The sequence below is a fragment of the Flavobacterium sp. GNP011 genome, from assembly GCF_056428925.1.
Genome location: NZ_JBWJVJ010000004.1, coordinates 42,215 through 57,671, shown reverse-complemented (window position 1 = coordinate 57,671; position 15,457 = coordinate 42,215). Strand labels below are relative to the sequence as shown.

15 protein-coding genes are annotated in these 15,457 nt (G+C 34.8%); 12 read left to right on the top strand and 3 right to left on the bottom strand.

Going from position 1 to position 15,457, the window contains the following annotated elements:
- The first annotated feature begins 35 nt into the window (after positions 1-35).
- Positions 36-3,671 (top strand): DUF6443 domain-containing protein, encoded by a 3,636-nt coding sequence (locus AC061E_RS05145; protein WP_478285311.1) that lies wholly within the window; start codon positions 36-38, stop codon positions 3,669-3,671.
- Positions 3,672-3,673: 2 nt separating this feature from the next.
- Positions 3,674-4,303 (top strand): hypothetical protein, encoded by a 630-nt coding sequence (locus tag AC061E_RS05140; protein ID WP_478285310.1) that lies wholly within the window; start codon positions 3,674-3,676, stop codon positions 4,301-4,303.
- A 239-nt stretch (positions 4,304-4,542) separates the two neighbouring features.
- Here the strand turns inward: AC061E_RS05140 and AC061E_RS05135 are convergent, their stop codons facing one another.
- Complete coding sequence (locus AC061E_RS05135; RefSeq protein ID WP_478285307.1) at positions 4,543-4,755, bottom strand: hypothetical protein; 213 nt, start codon at positions 4,753-4,755, stop codon at positions 4,543-4,545.
- A gap of 98 nt (positions 4,756-4,853) precedes the next feature.
- Between AC061E_RS05135 and AC061E_RS05130 the strand changes: the two genes are divergently transcribed.
- Together AC061E_RS05130 and AC061E_RS05125 are read left to right on the top strand one after the other, a co-directional pair.
- On the top strand, positions 4,854-6,284 hold the full coding sequence (locus AC061E_RS05130; RefSeq protein WP_478285309.1) for an RHS repeat domain-containing protein: 1,431 nt from the start codon (positions 4,854-4,856) through the stop codon (positions 6,282-6,284).
- 11 nt (positions 6,285-6,295) lie between these two features.
- Positions 6,296-6,760, top strand: a complete 465-nt coding sequence (locus tag AC061E_RS05125) for an Imm44 family immunity protein (RefSeq protein WP_478285308.1) — start codon at positions 6,296-6,298, stop codon at positions 6,758-6,760.
- Positions 6,761-6,887: 127 nt separating this feature from the next.
- Here the strand turns inward: AC061E_RS05125 and AC061E_RS05120 are convergent, their stop codons facing one another.
- Positions 6,888-7,100, bottom strand: a complete 213-nt coding sequence (locus AC061E_RS05120; RefSeq protein WP_478285307.1) for a hypothetical protein — start codon at positions 7,098-7,100, stop codon at positions 6,888-6,890.
- Between the two features lie 98 nt (positions 7,101-7,198).
- Between AC061E_RS05120 and AC061E_RS05115 the strand changes: the two genes are divergently transcribed.
- Entirely contained in the window at positions 7,199-8,569 is a 1,371-nt protein-coding gene (locus tag AC061E_RS05115; protein WP_478285306.1) for an RHS repeat domain-containing protein, read from the top strand.
- 8 nt (positions 8,570-8,577) lie between these two features.
- Positions 8,578-9,003 carry a hypothetical protein gene (locus tag AC061E_RS05110; protein WP_478285305.1) on the top strand — a complete coding sequence of 142 codons (426 nt, stop codon included), beginning with the start codon at positions 8,578-8,580 and terminating at the stop codon, positions 9,001-9,003.
- Between the two features lie 743 nt (positions 9,004-9,746).
- Here AC061E_RS05110 and AC061E_RS05105 read toward each other — a convergent pair.
- Entirely contained in the window at positions 9,747-10,148 is a 402-nt protein-coding gene (locus AC061E_RS05105) for a DUF2721 domain-containing protein (RefSeq protein ID WP_144893133.1), read from the bottom strand.
- Positions 10,149-10,312: 164 nt separating this feature from the next.
- Between AC061E_RS05105 and AC061E_RS05100 the strand changes: the two genes are divergently transcribed.
- The 6 genes from AC061E_RS05100 to AC061E_RS05075 all read left to right on the top strand — a co-directional run bounded on the left by AC061E_RS05100 (position 10,313) and on the right by AC061E_RS05075 (position 15,455).
- A complete protein-coding gene (locus AC061E_RS05100; RefSeq protein ID WP_478285304.1) occupies positions 10,313-11,827 on the top strand; it encodes a DUF2254 family protein in 1,515 nt (504 codons plus the stop codon).
- Positions 11,828-12,154: 327 nt separating this feature from the next.
- Positions 12,155-12,325 (top strand): hypothetical protein, encoded by a 171-nt coding sequence (locus AC061E_RS05095; protein WP_478285303.1) that lies wholly within the window; start codon positions 12,155-12,157, stop codon positions 12,323-12,325.
- 2 nt (positions 12,326-12,327) lie between these two features.
- Positions 12,328-12,630, top strand: a complete 303-nt coding sequence (locus AC061E_RS05090; RefSeq protein ID WP_478285302.1) for a hypothetical protein — start codon at positions 12,328-12,330, stop codon at positions 12,628-12,630.
- Positions 12,623-13,459 (top strand): DUF6671 family protein, encoded by an 837-nt coding sequence (locus AC061E_RS05085; RefSeq protein WP_478285301.1) that lies wholly within the window; start codon positions 12,623-12,625, stop codon positions 13,457-13,459. Before AC061E_RS05090 ends, AC061E_RS05085 begins: the two co-directional genes overlap by 8 nt.
- Before the next feature lie 3 nt (positions 13,460-13,462).
- Complete coding sequence (locus AC061E_RS05080; protein WP_478285300.1) at positions 13,463-14,422, top strand: L-threonylcarbamoyladenylate synthase; 960 nt, start codon at positions 13,463-13,465, stop codon at positions 14,420-14,422.
- Between the two features lie 73 nt (positions 14,423-14,495).
- Positions 14,496-15,455, top strand: coding sequence for a sodium-dependent bicarbonate transport family permease (locus AC061E_RS05075; protein ID WP_478285299.1), 960 nt, complete (start codon positions 14,496-14,498; stop codon positions 15,453-15,455).
- The last annotated feature ends 2 nt before the right edge of the window (positions 15,456-15,457 follow it).

Sequence of the window (15,457 nt, the reverse complement as noted above, 5' to 3'; positions counted from 1 at the left end):
ATTTTAAGATTCTTAAAAATATAGAAACACAGCCCATGAAAAAACATATTTATCTTATACTAATACTATTTCTTTCTCAGGTACAGATGCACTCTCAAACCTTAAGTAATGAGAATTTCATCTATACCGAGGCACCGCAAAAGCCGTTCACTAGTGCTAATTATAGCAGTTTGCCGGCATCACAGAAGCAAAAGACCGTAACGTATTTTGATGGCTTAGGTCGTCCTATGCAGACTATTGCTATTGGGCAAGGCGGAAATGGAGAAGATATCATTACACCAGTTACCTATGACGGATTTGGCAGACAAGATAAAGACTATTTGCCTTATACAGCAGCGAGTACTGGAGCATATCGCACGGATGCATTGACAGGTGTTGCTAATTTTTACAATACCGTAAAATATGAAAATACGTTAAACCCCTATAGCCAAAAACAATTTGAAGCATCCCCTTTGAATCGAGTAATGCAGCAAGCAGCTCCTGGGAATGATTGGTCCTTGTCAAACAATCGCACCATCAAGATGGAGTATCAAACCAACACTGCAACTGAGGTAAAATTGTTTCAGGTGACAACAAACTTAGTTTCGGGCTTGTACAATCCAACAATAAGCCAATCGGCTACCTATGGATTAGGTCAATTGTATAAAACCATTACCAAAGACGAAAACTGGAGCGTAGCAGATGGTAACAATAAAACCACCGAAGAGTTCAAAGACAAAGAAGGGCGAGTAGTTTTAAAAAGAACCTACAACAACAATACAGCTCATGATACGTATTATGTGTATGATGATTATGGTAACTTGACGTATGTCCTTCCTCCAATGGCAATGGAGGTATTGAACTCTGGGACCTCACAAGCAACAATGACTTCTACCGCCATTGTATCCTCAGGAACGAATTTGCAGTTGACCGCCTCACAGTACATAATATTGAGTAATGGTTTTCATGCACAAGCTGGAAGTGTCTTTTCGGCAATTATAGCCTCAGGAAGTGATATGGGGTCTATCTTGAATGATTTATGTTACCAATACAAATACGATTACCGCAACCGTCTGGTAGAAAAGAAACTACCAGGTAAACAATGGGAGTATATTGTTTATGACAAATTAGATAGAGTAGTGGCTACGGGTCCTGCATTAGCACCCTTCAATAATCTAGGACAAGCAAATGGTTGGATGATTACCAAGTACGATGCGTTTAATCGTCCTGTGCTTACGGCTTGGATGCCAGCAACTGTTACTTCAGAGGCTAGAGCAGCCTTGCAAAACACTCAAAATGCCAACACGATTAATTTTAGTGAAGCCAAAAGTGCGGCCACAGATACCACAATTAATGGTGTAGCTTTTAGATATAGCAATGTGGCTTGGCCAACATCAGACTATCACGTTTTGACGGTTGCTTATTTTGATGATTACAATTATCCTAATCCCCCAACGATACCTACTACTATTGAGACAGAACCCGTTTTTTATAATAGTACAGTACAACCAAAAGGCTTGTCAACGGGGTCTTATACACGTGTACTGCAAGCTAGTACAGACTATGCTAATGAGCTGGCTTACTCTTTATATGATGTAAAGGGCAGACCGATAAGAACCTACACTAAAAACTTTTTGGGAGGCTATACGTATACTGATAGCAAGCTTGATTTTACGGGTAAACCAGAATATACCATAACATACCACAAGCGCCTCTCTGGTGACGGTGAGTTAAAGACCAAAGAAGTTTTTACCTACTCGCCACAAGGCAGGTTGTTGAGCCAAACCCACCAAATTGGGACCGCTACTCCTGAATTGCTGGTAGAAAATGATTATGATGAATTAGGACAACTCAAAGCAAAGAAAGTAGGGGCTAATACCCAAAAAATAGACTATAGTTACAACATTCGTGGCTGGTTAACGGAGATCAACAAGGTGGCGGCTTTGCAACAAGTGAATGATCCCAAAGATTTATTTGCCTTTAAGATTAATTACAACACCGTGTCAAGTGGTATTGCAGGAGTAAGAGCGCTCTACAACGGAAACATAGCCGAAACCCAATGGACTTCAAGTACTGATAATGTGGTGAGAACCTACGGTTATAAGTACGACGCCTTAAACCGTTTGAACGACGCCTTGTACAAAAAAGGAACTGTGGTGTCGAATGCTTATGACGAAAAGCTGACGTATGATGCCAATGGTAACATAAAGACATTAATTCGTTTTGGAAGTTTAAATGACACAACTCCTGTTATAATTGATGAACTTACCTATGCGTATAAGAACGCAGCAAGTAATCAATTGATGAAAGTTGTAGATGCCAGACCGAATGATGGTAGTTTTAGAGACGAGTTCAAAGACAGTGCTACTAATACTGTAGATGACTATGCCTATGATTCCAACGGGAATATGATAATGGATAATAATAAAAACATTACAGATATAACTTACAACCACCTGAATTTACCTACTAAAATTACATTTAGTACAAAAGATGCCCCAAGTATTAGTTACATATACGATGCAATTGGGAAAAAATTGCAAAAAATAGTACGCACGTATGATTCAAAATCTCAAACTAGAACAACTATAGATACTTATTACCTAAATGGTTTTCAATACAAAAGAACATTTTCAACTTCACCGACTAGCAAAACTATCGCTGTGACTAATTTAGAGTTTCTTCCAACTGCTGAAGGCTATGTAGAACCCGTTGGAAGTTCTTATAAATATGTGTATCAGTACAAAGATCACCTTGGTAATGTGCGTGTAAGCTATGACAAAACCTTAGCCATACAAGAGGAAAATAATTATTATCCTTTTGGATTGAAGCACGCAGGCTATGCTAATACAATATCTTCTACTAATAGTGCGTTAAAGTATAAGTATAACGGCAAGGAGTTGCAAGATGAGTACGGGCTTAATATGTATGACTATGGAGCTAGAAATTACGACCCAGCACTAGGACGTTGGATGAACATTGACCCGCTGGCGGAGAAAATGAGAAGATTTAGTCCTTATAATTATGCTTTTAACAATCCAATACGATTTATAGATCCAGATGGGATGGCACCACTTGATAATTTTTATTATAATCAGCAAGGTGAATTGCAAAAAAGAGTTGTGAATGATCGGCCTGATAAGTTTTTTGTAGAAACTACAGCATCGACAAAAGCAACTAAATCCAATCCTTTTACGACTCCGGTATATGACGAGATTTCTTTGGATAGTGATATTGGGCACACAGCTAGAGGTGTTTATGCTGAAGCAGGTGGACAGAGTAATGCATCAAAAGTAGCTGTAGCCGAAGTGATTCTTAATAGAGCTGAGGATAATACTAAACCTTCTAAAAGTAACAGCTATGCAGCTCAGTTTTCTAAGGTTGATACTCCAAAAGAAGTAATGGAACAAAAAGGACAATTTGAATCATTGAATAAACCGAGATATACAGATCCTTTATCTGTTACAGGAGGTGATGGTTCTGGAGGGGCAGGTAGGAATAAAATTGAAACGAAATCTTTTTCAGATAGTATGGGAGCAGCTATAAAAGCAACACTTCAAAACACTAATACTGCTGATGGTGCATTATACTTTTTTTCTCCTATTATTAAGGCTCCAAGTTGGACTAAGGTTCTTAATGAAGTAACTGTACCGGGTAATAGTACAAAAGATTTTAAATTTTATAAATTCTAATTATGAGAAATTTTATAGCAATTACTTTGTTCATTATTCTGTTCTCAGCTTGTCAATGCAAGAAAGATGTTAATTCTAAAAAGCAGGGACTCGAACACAGTGATTATGTGACAAATAAAGCATTGAGTGATACTCTTTTTTTTAAAAATGACACAATTTTAAAATTTGATGGTAATTCAGATGGATATGGGATTTTTAGATGGGGTGTTGTCAACCAATTCGAAAATGTGAGCAAGGATACTTTACATTTAGATTTAATCGATAAAGATTTAATTAAGTCGAAAAATAACTTTGTATTTTCCGATGGTTGTGGATCTGCATGTAACTTTTCCTTGATAATGCCCATTGAAAAAAACAAACATGAATTTATGGCAATGTATCCGTTAATTAAAGATGAAAAAACGGGATATTTGATTGCCAAAGGAGATGAAGATGGAGTCTTATTATTAATTATAGATTTGAATAACTCCTCAAAAATTAGAAAAGTCTATGATAAATTTGATAAAACTAAGATACCTCCAAGTTTATCTATTGATACAATTTATATAGATAAATCTAAACTTAAGGTTAAATGGCATAAAAATGATTCTGAATTAGACTTTAAGGAAATAGACTTAAATAGTAGAAATTAGGGTGATGTATCAAATCTATTGATGAATATTTTTTAAATAAAATAGTTAATTGTCAGAATTTTAAAGTGGTATAGTAGTTGAACAAAGGCAACCTTCGGGTTGTCTCCCCCCGCTGGCGCGAGCGGAAATGAACTCCCCTGCTGGCGCGTGCAGAAATAAGTTCAACGGCTAGCGCGATGCCTTTGGCTCGTGCCCATAAAGTTGAGCAGATAAAAAAACCGAGCAATTGCTCGGTTTTTTTATGAATACGCTTTTTTAGCTTTATAATCTCTCACCCTCATATCGATAAAGTAGAAAAGTTTTTCTTTTACATCCTCGGGAAACTGTTGCACTTCTAAAATACGGTTTAGGGTGTTGGTATCTAATAATACATCTGTATTGCCTGTTAAATAATCCAAAGAAACTTCGAGAAACTCCGCCAATTTATTAGCGGTATCAATAGAGGGCTTCATCTCATCACGCTCGTATCTTCCAATTACTGGGGATTTTGTTCACTGTTTTGATTAATGATCTTATCTATGCTTACAAGACTACAGCAAGAAATTAATTGATGAAAGTTACGGATACCAAAGCGAACAATGCTAGTTTTAGAGACGAGTTCAAAGACAGCGCTACTAATACTGTAGATGATTATGCCTATGATGCCAATGGTAATATGACCAAAGATAACAACAAAAACATCACAGCCATAACCTACAACCACTTGAATTTGCCTACCCAAATTACATTTGGCAGAGCTGGAAATATTAGTTACATTTACAATGCAACGGGACAAAAAGTACAGAAAGTAGTAGTGGAACCTGGCAAAACAACCATAACTACAGACTATTTAGGAGGATACCAATACAGTAACGCCGCATTCAAGTTTTTCCCAACTGCCGAAGGCTATGTAGAACCCGTTGGAAGTTCTTACAAATATGTGTATCAGTACAAAGACCACCTTGGTAATGTGCGTGTAAGCTATGACAAAACCTTAACCATAAAAGAGGAAAATAATTATTATCCTTTTGGATTTAAGCACAGTAGTTACAGTGTGCCTGTAATTGTTTCTACGAATGATGCGTTAAAGTATAAGTACAACGGTAAGGAGTTGCAGGACGAGCTGGGGCTTAATATGTACGACTATGGAGCACGTAATTACGACCCCGCATTAGGACGTTGGATGAATATTGACCCGTTGGCGGAAAATTCAAGAAGATGGACACCTTACAATTATGCTTATAATAATCCAATTTATTTTGTTGACCCTGATGGAATGCAGGCAGATGATTGGGTTAGAACACAAAGTGGTCAAATGCTTTATGACAGTCGAGTTACGGATCAAAAATCTGCCACTGCATTATATGGCAATGGGGCAACTTATAAGGCAGTAGGAACTACTTACACATCTTCAATAGGAACCAATGTTGAATTGGGAGATCATGGTTTTTTCAAGAGTAATGGAAATATCAATATTTCACCAGATGTTGCAGATGCAGCGATTGCTGCTAATCGTGATAAATCAGGAGAAACAATGGAAGCTGGTTTATCTTTGGCGGCTGTAACTGTTGTTTCCGGTGGAGGGAATCCCGCAAGTGATGCAGCTGCTGGAATAGAAGTAACATCCGCATTTGCAATGGCTGTAACTTTGAAAGCTGCATACGAGATTGGCAAAATAATGGAAAAAGATATGTCAAAACCTGGTTATCAATATGCCTTGGTAGCAAGAGGTGCTGGAGATTATCCTGTAATGACTTTAGGTTCAAGCAAACCAACTAGTACCATGCATTTAAATACAGGTGATGTTTGGAAATATGGGGAAACTACATCGGCAAGTAGGTATACAGATGAATATAAAGCTAGCATTGGAACGCCAGGAGTCCAAGAAATAATACAATTTACTGGTACACAAATGCAAATAAAGATAGCGGAAAAATCAAAACTATATAATTATTTTCTAAAACATGGTGAGCTACCTCCGGGGAATAAAATATTTAGATAAAAATATAAATTATGAAAGTTAGAATTTCTTTAAGAATTGATAGTGGAGCAGAACACAAAATGGATTTAATTAATTCGTTAATTGATTCATTAGAAGTTTATTTTTCTTCTAAAAATTATGGATCAGATATTGAAGAACTATTAATTGGATTAACCTTTACATATGTTTCTGAAGGTTTTGAACATTTATTTAAGATGTATCCGCCAAAATATGTGGATTTTAAGATTATAAAAAATAAATACACAGGAGAGTCAATAGAATTAAATAAGCACTTTCATTATTCTGTAAAATTAGACAATGAAGAATACGACAATTTTATAAACGAATCCGATGAAGTAAGCAGAAAAATACTAGCAATTATGATAATTAAATCTTTATCAAATTTAGATGCCATTCCGAAAAAATTTAAAAATTTTGATAAGGAAACATTTAAAAAAGATATGTTAGCTTTCTTTGAAAATAAAGGATTAATATGATAATAACCCCCCAGCTGGCGCGAGCAGAAATAAGTTCAATGGCTAGCGCGATGCCTCTGGCTCGTGCCCACAAAGTTGGGCAGACAAAACAAGTCAATAAAAAAACCGAGCAAATTGCTCGGTTTTTTTATGAATACGCTTTTTTAGCTTTATAATCTCTCACCCTCATATCGATAAAGTAGAAAAGTTTTTCTTTTACATCCTCGGGAAACTGTTGCACTTCTAAAATACGGTTTAGGGTGTTGGTATCTAATAATACATCTGTATTGCCTGTTAAATAATCCAAAGAAACTTCGAGAAACTCCGCCAATTTATTAGCGGTATCAATAGAGGGCTTCATCTCATCACGCTCGTATCTTCCAATTACTGGGGATTTTGTTCACTGTTTTGATTAATGATCTTATCTATGCTTACAAGACTACAGCAAGAAATCAATTAATGAAAGTTACGGATACCAAAGCGAACAATGCTAATTTTAGGGACGAGTTCAAAGACAGTGCTACTAATACTGTAGATGATTATGATTATGATGCCAATGGTAATATGACCAAGGACAACAACAAAAACATCACAGCCATAACCTACAACCACTTGAATTTGCCTACCCAAATTACATTTGGCAGAGCTGGAAATATTAGTTACATTTACAATGCAACGGGACAAAAAGTACAGAAAGTAGTAGTGGAGCCTGGAAAAACCACCATAACTACGGACTATTTAGGAGGATACCAATACAGTAACGCCGCATTTAAGTTTTTCCCGACTGCCGAAGGCTATGTAGAACCCGTTGGAAGTTCTTATAAATATGTGTATCAGTACAAAGATCACCTTGGTAATGTGCGTGTAAGCTATGACAAAACCTTAACCATACAAGAGGAAAATAATTATTATCCTTTTGGATTGAAACACAGTAGTTACAGTGTGCCTGTAATTGTTTCTACGAATGATGCGTTAAAGTATAAGTTCCAAGGACAAGAGCGTCAAGATGAGCTGGGGCTTAATATGTATGACTATGGAGCACGTAATTATGACCCTGCACTTGGTCGCTGGATGAATATTGACCCGTTAGCGGAACAATATAGTAGTTGGTCACTATATAATTATACTTTAAATAATCCTGTACTTTTTGTTGACCCAGATGGTAGAAGTGTTAATTCAACTCATACAGATGAAGATGGTAATGTAGTTGCTGTTTATGATGATGGAGATAACGGGGTTTATAAACATGAAGGAAATACAAGCCAAACTCAAGTAGAATTAGAAAAAAAGTATACTACTGAGAATACAGATGCAGGCGGAAAAAAAATGGGAGAATCCCTTCACTCCTTAAGTTTTGCAGATCAAAATCTTTATAATGATACTGGCAAAGTTGAAGCTGCTAATATTAAAATAGATTTTGGTTCAAGAACATTAACAGACAAAGTTGAAGGAATAATTAACTCAGATCCAAGTTTAAGTGAATATATTTCTAAAGCAGGAACCAACGGAGTTTGGGATCTTAAAAGCAAAGTAGATAATGGATCGCTATTGTTTGGTAAATACGCATCACCTAGAGACGCTGGTAATTTTGCTGCTGGTGCAATTGCTCAAATGTCAGGTATAGATCCAATAGTGCAATTCGGGTATGGAGCTTATAATATGACAGGGAATAGTAAGCCATTAACTGTAGTTCTAACAGCTGCTATCACCCGTGCAACTTTTTCCCATCCTATTGGTCTTGTAGTTGGTTATTTGATCGGTAAATATGGAGAGGATAAACTCTCGCAACGTTCAATAGATATCGGAAAAAAACACATAAAAAACAAATAATTTAAGTTATGCGTATATATATAATATTTTTTGTTTTATTATTTTTAAATTCTTGTAGTATTATAAATGATGAAGTTTACTATACTTATGATAATGTAACTATTAAAAGAATTGACACTAATGGGAAAAGTGAGTTTTATTACATGAAAAACGGAAAAGAAACAGGTAAAATATGGTCAGAATATTCAGGTATAAACGATGGTTTCGCTGGGTATTTAAAATTTGATCAAGGAAAAGTTTTAATACTTTCTGGTGACGGTTATTTTCAAACTAAAGATATTGATACTGTAATGTTTAAATACAAAAGAATATTTAGTGATGGTACTAATTATAATATTCCTAACGTATGCAAAATAAGGTATCCAATTGAAGCCGAACAAGAGAAGAATGAAAAATCATTATCAAAAGTTAAAATAAAATATGTAAGATATTAAACCCGATCGCTCGGATATGGCATAAATTTCTTCGGTTAGATAGCGCGGAATTGCATTCCAGCTGTTCGCAGTCTTCTCTAAAACGAAAAGGTTATTAAAAGTTGTGCGTGCTGTGCGAATGTCTCCGACTTAGCACCCTTTCCAATAGGCAATGAACGAGATCAGACAAAACAAGTCAATGAAAAAACCGAGCAATTGCTCGGTTTTTTTATGTTTTTAACATTGCTACATTTTTAGCAAAGAAATCTTTAAACTCCCGCCCAGCTCTGCAAAGTGTTTTGATGATAAAAACAATCCCCCAGATTACTATATCTTTAGAAAATAATAATTCATAAAATTTTGATTTATTTTTTTTAAATAATTCAATAACTTTGTGTTTGAAACAAACAATAAGTCTTACGAAAGGGGAAAAGTTTACATTACTTTTTTCCTTTCAAAAGAAAAATTTATTTGATTAATTTTAAGCTATTTGTCTTTTTTCAAAAGCTCTGTTTTCCTTAATATATGCGCAAAGAAGATGCACGAGTTTGTTTCTTACTTGCATTTTACTTTTTCCTTCATCTATTTTAGTTATAATAAATTTTCAACTCTGAATCACTTGTGATTGTAGAATACCCCCCGATCGCTCGGATAAGTAAAACATGTAGCTGATAGCACAGTTTTGCAAACTGTGCTATCAATAGATAAAATTAATTATAAATTTATCCAAAATTTTGGCGTTTAATCTAGTTTTACAGCTTTTTTTATGGAGTTTCTTTTTGAACCAAATCACTTAAATGCAGGCGCAAAGCATTCACAGAAATACTGATTTCCCAAAATGATAATGCTAAGGATACCAGTAACCCTAGCAAGCTAAGTCCAAAAAGGTAGATTCCAGCTGTTTGTTGTTGTAAAAACAAAAGCAACATAGCAAATACACTCAAAAAAAGACTTAAAACACCAGCCATTTGCATGTTTCTAATTAAGGTAAGGCGCAAGTTGAGATTTTTTATTTCCAGTAAAATCAAGTTGTTTTCTTTTTCTTTATATGTTTTCTTTAGTCCGCGAACAATAGTTGCAATGGTCAAGAACCGATTTGTGTACGCTAGTAATATTAATGATGTTGCACCAAAAAGGAGTGCAGGAGTTTCTATTTGTAAAATCATTTGAGCTTACTGTTTGAAAGTGGTTTAAAAATGCAAATATGGATTCTTAAAAAAAACTCATGCTTTTATTTTAGCATTTATTCTTTTGACAAAATTACTAAAATTACCAGCCATCAGGATTTATATCATCATTTATATTAAATTTACTTTCTTAATAAAAAGATATGCCACAAACATTGAAATATAAGTTAAAAAACATATTGATTCATCAACTAAAAGATCTTGGGACTTTTCTAGCAGTTTTATATGCAGTAGTTATAGGTTCGGCTGTAATGATTTTAGAATATTCAGTAGATTTTGGGACTATTTTTAATATTGATATTTTAGATACTTACACTAGGCTAATCTCTGTGACGAATGTGTTGATTTCGATTCTAATAGGTATATCGCTCACTACATTTTCGGTCATTTTTGTAGTCATGCAACTGGCTTCATCGCAGTTTTCGCCACGTATTTTAAGACATTTTTTAATTAATGATTTTAAAATGCAAAAATTCATTGGTCTTTTTGTGGGAACCATTTCACTGTGTATTTTACCGCAATTTGCTTCTGTTTTTTGCCCGAATACTCCATTTTTAGGAACACTTTCTGTAGGGACTTTATTGGCTTTTTATGGTTTGTCTTGGTCTTACCCTAACATGATTACCTATTTGAGTATCAATATGAATGTCTCAAGTATTACCAATAGAATCAAAGTAGACATGATTGAGGAAATCAATGTTCTATATCAAGAAAACTGGAAATTGGGTAAAAATATATCCTATAAAAGGTCAGAAATTCATCCAGACAAATTCAAAGTATCTGTTGTGAGTCCATTTGATTCGGGGTATTTAGATAGCGTTAATTATGTTAAACTCAAAAAAGTTACAGCGTATCTATTGCATTCGGAAGTAGGTTTTTGTTTTGAAAATGCGTACCAAAAACCCATTGTTGGAGAGTTTATTATGAAGGGAACCACTACCTTGTTGACATTGGTTTTTGACCAAGATCTGACTTCTGTACAAGTTCAAGAATTACAAAAACAAGTTGGCGCCATTGTAAAAGATGCTTTTCAGGTAGAACAATTTAGAAGCCATACTCAGGATATTAATTTTGGTGTTCGTAAACTCGTTGATATTGCTATAAAAGCCATTTCGCCAGCCGTAAATGATCCCACAACCTGCCTCAATTGCATCGACCAGATAGGTGAAATTGCCAAAGAATTAGCTATTAAAGAATTTCCATCAACTGATGCTAAATCACTAAAATCCGAGCACATACAAGTAAATGAATTTAACTTTGAGGAGTTTATTGATTTTTGTTACGATCAAATTTTCCAATGGGGTAAAGAGGATCCCACTGTTATTAAACGAATGATTCGATCCATTAAAATCATACTTCCACTAGTTGAAAATCCCTTCCATTTAAAAGTTTTAATCCATCAAGTGGAGGAAATGGAACTGTCAAATATTTATAATTTGACCAATCATGCAAATGGTACTTTAAAAATTTCGAAAGAAAAACTGATTACCATAGAAAATGAATTATTCCAATTTAGAAAAAAAGCAAAACAGCAAATTTTGATTTTAAAACAAAAAGGGATTTTGTCCTTTTATGAGACCAATCGGGTTACTGATAACGAGGAAATTTGCTCTATTCAGTTTGATGCAATTGCATATTTAAACGCTTTTAATAGCTGATGTTGTTCTTTATTTAGTAAGAAATTGACCTTCCAAAATAAATTGTAAAGATAAAATTTTCAATTTACGTAGCTTTTTTTGTCTTTTTACTAAATTTCCGCACCTTTTTTCTTCAAAATTTATAGGTTTTAAAATTCCTATTCTGAATTTCTATCCTTTTGTTTCTGCCTTATTTTTATTTTTATTGTCAGATTATCAATTCTTTATGTTTTTTAAGAATGTTTTTTATAAAACACATTAAAATATCTTATAGGTATCATTATAAATATAAATAAAAATTTATAATATAACCCTAATACATTTGCATCAATAAAAGTATTGGACAGAATGAGATCTAAATTTAAAATTAACGGAAGTCTACTTGTTGCAGCGCTCTGGTTATTGACTGGTTTTGGGTTGAACCTAGTAGCACCTCAAAATTTACTTTTTACATTGATTTTAGGTTTAGGAATCGTGTACAGCGTGTACATTTTATCAAAACAAAATAATTTAAAATAATCATGAAAAAAGAGTATCAATTTAAATTAGTGGAAGGTCAATTTGAGCCAACAGAAGCCGGAAAAGTATTGTTCTCGTTGATTAATAGTAAAATCAATTACCACAATTTGGAACAATTTAGTAATGAAATTAGGTTTAACCAAGATCATTTGCATTCTAAAAGAAGGAAAGAAACATTAGAAGAAGCTTCTGATTATATCAAAGAACTGATTAAAGAAGCCGATGCAAAAAATATGGAATTATGTGTAAACGGTGTAATTCAAATTGAAATGCAACCTAGACTCAAACAAGAGGCGGATGTTTAATGGCAGAACGTTACTAATTGCAACAAAACACCACAAGGAAAGGGTCATTGCACCCATTCTTGAAAATGGATTAGCCGTTTCTTGTTTTGTGCCTTCTAATTTTGATACGGATGTTTTTGGTACTTTTTCAGGAGAAATTCAGCGTAAGGAATCGGCCTTGGCAACTATTAGAAAAAAATGTCTTGCCGCGATGGAAGCTTTTGATTGTGATTTAGGGCTTGCTAGCGAAGGCTCTTTTGGTCCTCATCCTTCGTTGTTTTTTGCGCAAGCAGATGAAGAATTCCTCGTTTTTATCGATAAAAAAAATGACCTAGAAATCATTGTTAGAGAACTTAGTTTAGATACTAATTTTTATGGTGAGACCGTTACAAGTTATGAGGCATTGACTGCATTTGCTCATAAAGTTCATTTCCCGTCGCATGGAATTATTTTGCGAAGTAGTGCCACTAATGATAAAGCAGTCATTAAAGGTATATCAAGTGAAGACGATTTAAAAAAATATTACAACTATATCATGGAGGTGTATGGTACGGTATACGCCGAAACAGATATGCGTGCCCATTATAATACCACACGGATGAAAGTTATTGAGGTTGCCACCCAAAAACTGTTGCAATCCATACAATCTATATGTCCTGATTGCATGACTCCAGGTTTTGTAGTGACTAGTGCTAATCCCGGTTTGCCATGTTCTTGGTGTGCAAATCCTACTCAGTCTACTTTGAGCCATACATATTGTTGCAAAAAATGCCAATACACGCACGAAATCAATTTTCCGTATCAAAAAATGACCGAAGAACCTACTTTTTGTGATTACTGTAACCCCTAAATAATGAGTATAATAAACAATTCCATTCAAAGAGCTGTTTCTTTATTAAATCAAGATGAAGTAATAGCCATTCCTACTGAAACGGTGTACGGATTAGCAGGAAATATTTTTAGTACAAAAGCAATAGCATCTATTTTCAGTATAAAAGAAAGACCTTCTTTCAATCCGCTTATTGTTCATATAAAATCTATTGAAAGTTTACCATCTATAGCTAGAGAAATTCCCGAAAAAGCAATGCTACTTGCAAATGCTTTTTGGCCTGGACCACTAACTATGGTTTTAAAAAAGCAACTTAATGTTCCAGATTCGGTTACTGCCGGCAAAGATACAGTAGCGGTAAGGGTTCCTAATCATAAGATTACTTTATCACTTTTAGAGCAACTGGATTTTCCATTGGCTGCACCCAGCGCGAATCCTTTTGGATCTATAAGTCCTACTCAAGCGGTTCATGTTGCGCATTATTTTGAAAATAAATTACCTATGATTTTAGACGGTGGTAGTTGTGAAAGAGGAATTGAATCTACAATTATAGGGTTTGAAGATGGTGAACCCATTCTGTATCGTTTGGGATCACTAGTAATAGAGGACTTAGAAGCTATCATTGGTCCACTTAAAACAATAGCGCATGACGAAAAAGCACCACCTGCGCCAGGAATGTTGTCACGTCATTACGCACCTAATACTACCACGTACCTTACAGATACGATAAGTGCAGATGTAGCCAAATTTGCAAATCAAAGAGTGGGAGTCTTGACTTTTAAGCAAGAGATACAAGATCCATCAATTTGTGCCCAAGAAGTTTTGTCAATTTCGGGTTCAATGTTAGAGGCCGCTTCAGGATTATATGCTGCACTGCATAGATTGGATGAAAAAAATCTAGATGTTATTCTAGCAGAGCGTTTCCCAGATAGCGGACTTGGGAAATCCATTAATGACAGATTACAACGTGCTACCAAAAAGTAATTTTTATAACACTAACAAACAATTATATCAATTGAATTGTATGACATTCATGCAATTGTCAAAAAACTAACTCATGAATTTAAATTTATTAATTGATAATTTAACAAATCCGGCATTACTCTTTTTTGTTTTAGGAATTATTGCTGTTATAGTCAAAAGTGATTTGCAAATACCTGAGGGAAGTTCCAAGTTTATTTCTTTATACCTATTATTTGCAATTGGTTTTAAAGGCGGTCAAGAGCTAGCTCACAGTCATTTTACTATTGATATTATATGGTCCATATTTTTTGGGGTCTCAATTGCTTTAATCATACCCTTGTATTCTTTTTTTATTTTAAAGAAAAAATACAGCATTGAGAATGCGGGAGCTATTGCTGCTACTTATGGATCTGTAAGTGCAGTAACATTTGTAACCGCGGTTTCCTTTTTAGAATTACAAAATTACACCTTTAGTGGTCATATGGTTGCTGTGATGGCATTGATGGAAGCTCCGGCTATTATTGTTGGTGTCATCTTAATTAGATTGTTTAGTACCGAGAAAGTTTTAAAAACTAAGATGTCAACAATTATTACCCATTCTTTCACAAACGGAAGTGTGTTGTTAATTTTAGGGAGTTTGTTCATCGGTTTTTTGGCGAGTGAGCAACAAGCTTTAGGTATTAAACCCTTCACCACCGATATTTTCAAAGGATTTTTAGCCTTGTTTCTGCTTGATATGGGAATTGTAAGTGGTCGCAAACTAGGGGACTTTTTTAAGAGTGGCTGGTTTAGTATTCAATTTGCAGTTGTGTTTCCATTGATCAATGGGACTGTAGTAGCTTATGTGAGTCAGTTTGTAACTCCAGATATTGGTGACCGCTTTATATTTGCTGTACTAGCTGCAAGTGCATCCTATATTGCCGTACCTGCCGCAATGAAAATAGCAGTGCCAAAAGCAAATCCTGGAATCTTTTTGCCTATGGCGCTAGCGGTAACATTTCCTTTTAATATTACCTTTGGGATGCCAATATATTTTGCTATCATTCAATGTTAATT

What these genes read in the sequence shown, in the direction of transcription:
- AC061E_RS05100 (WP_478285304.1), top strand. Translation starts at nt 10,313, where the DNA reads ATGCCACAAACATTGAAATATAAGTTAAAAAACATATTGATTCATCAA.
- AC061E_RS05120 (WP_478285307.1), bottom strand. Translation starts at nt 7,100, where the DNA reads ATGAAGCCCTCTATTGATACCGCTAATAAATTGGCGGAGTTTCTCGAA.
- AC061E_RS05075 (WP_478285299.1), top strand. Translation starts at nt 14,496, where the DNA reads ATGAATTTAAATTTATTAATTGATAATTTAACAAATCCGGCATTACTC.
- AC061E_RS05125 (WP_478285308.1), top strand. Translation starts at nt 6,296, where the DNA reads ATGAAAGTTAGAATTTCTTTAAGAATTGATAGTGGAGCAGAACACAAA.
- AC061E_RS05095 (WP_478285303.1), top strand. Translation starts at nt 12,155, where the DNA reads ATGAGATCTAAATTTAAAATTAACGGAAGTCTACTTGTTGCAGCGCTC.
- AC061E_RS05085 (WP_478285301.1), top strand. Translation starts at nt 12,623, where the DNA reads ATGTTTAATGGCAGAACGTTACTAATTGCAACAAAACACCACAAGGAA.
- AC061E_RS05110 (WP_478285305.1), top strand. Translation starts at nt 8,578, where the DNA reads ATGCGTATATATATAATATTTTTTGTTTTATTATTTTTAAATTCTTGT.
- AC061E_RS05130 (WP_478285309.1), top strand. Translation starts at nt 4,854, where the DNA reads ATGAAAGTTACGGATACCAAAGCGAACAATGCTAGTTTTAGAGACGAG.
- AC061E_RS05140 (WP_478285310.1), top strand. Translation starts at nt 3,674, where the DNA reads ATGAGAAATTTTATAGCAATTACTTTGTTCATTATTCTGTTCTCAGCT.
- AC061E_RS05145 (WP_478285311.1), top strand. Translation starts at nt 36, where the DNA reads ATGAAAAAACATATTTATCTTATACTAATACTATTTCTTTCTCAGGTA.
- AC061E_RS05080 (WP_478285300.1), top strand. Translation starts at nt 13,463, where the DNA reads ATGAGTATAATAAACAATTCCATTCAAAGAGCTGTTTCTTTATTAAAT.
- AC061E_RS05135 (WP_478285307.1), bottom strand. Translation starts at nt 4,755, where the DNA reads ATGAAGCCCTCTATTGATACCGCTAATAAATTGGCGGAGTTTCTCGAA.
- AC061E_RS05090 (WP_478285302.1), top strand. Translation starts at nt 12,328, where the DNA reads ATGAAAAAAGAGTATCAATTTAAATTAGTGGAAGGTCAATTTGAGCCA.
- AC061E_RS05105 (WP_144893133.1), bottom strand. Translation starts at nt 10,148, where the DNA reads ATGATTTTACAAATAGAAACTCCTGCACTCCTTTTTGGTGCAACATCA.
- AC061E_RS05115 (WP_478285306.1), top strand. Translation starts at nt 7,199, where the DNA reads ATGAAAGTTACGGATACCAAAGCGAACAATGCTAATTTTAGGGACGAG.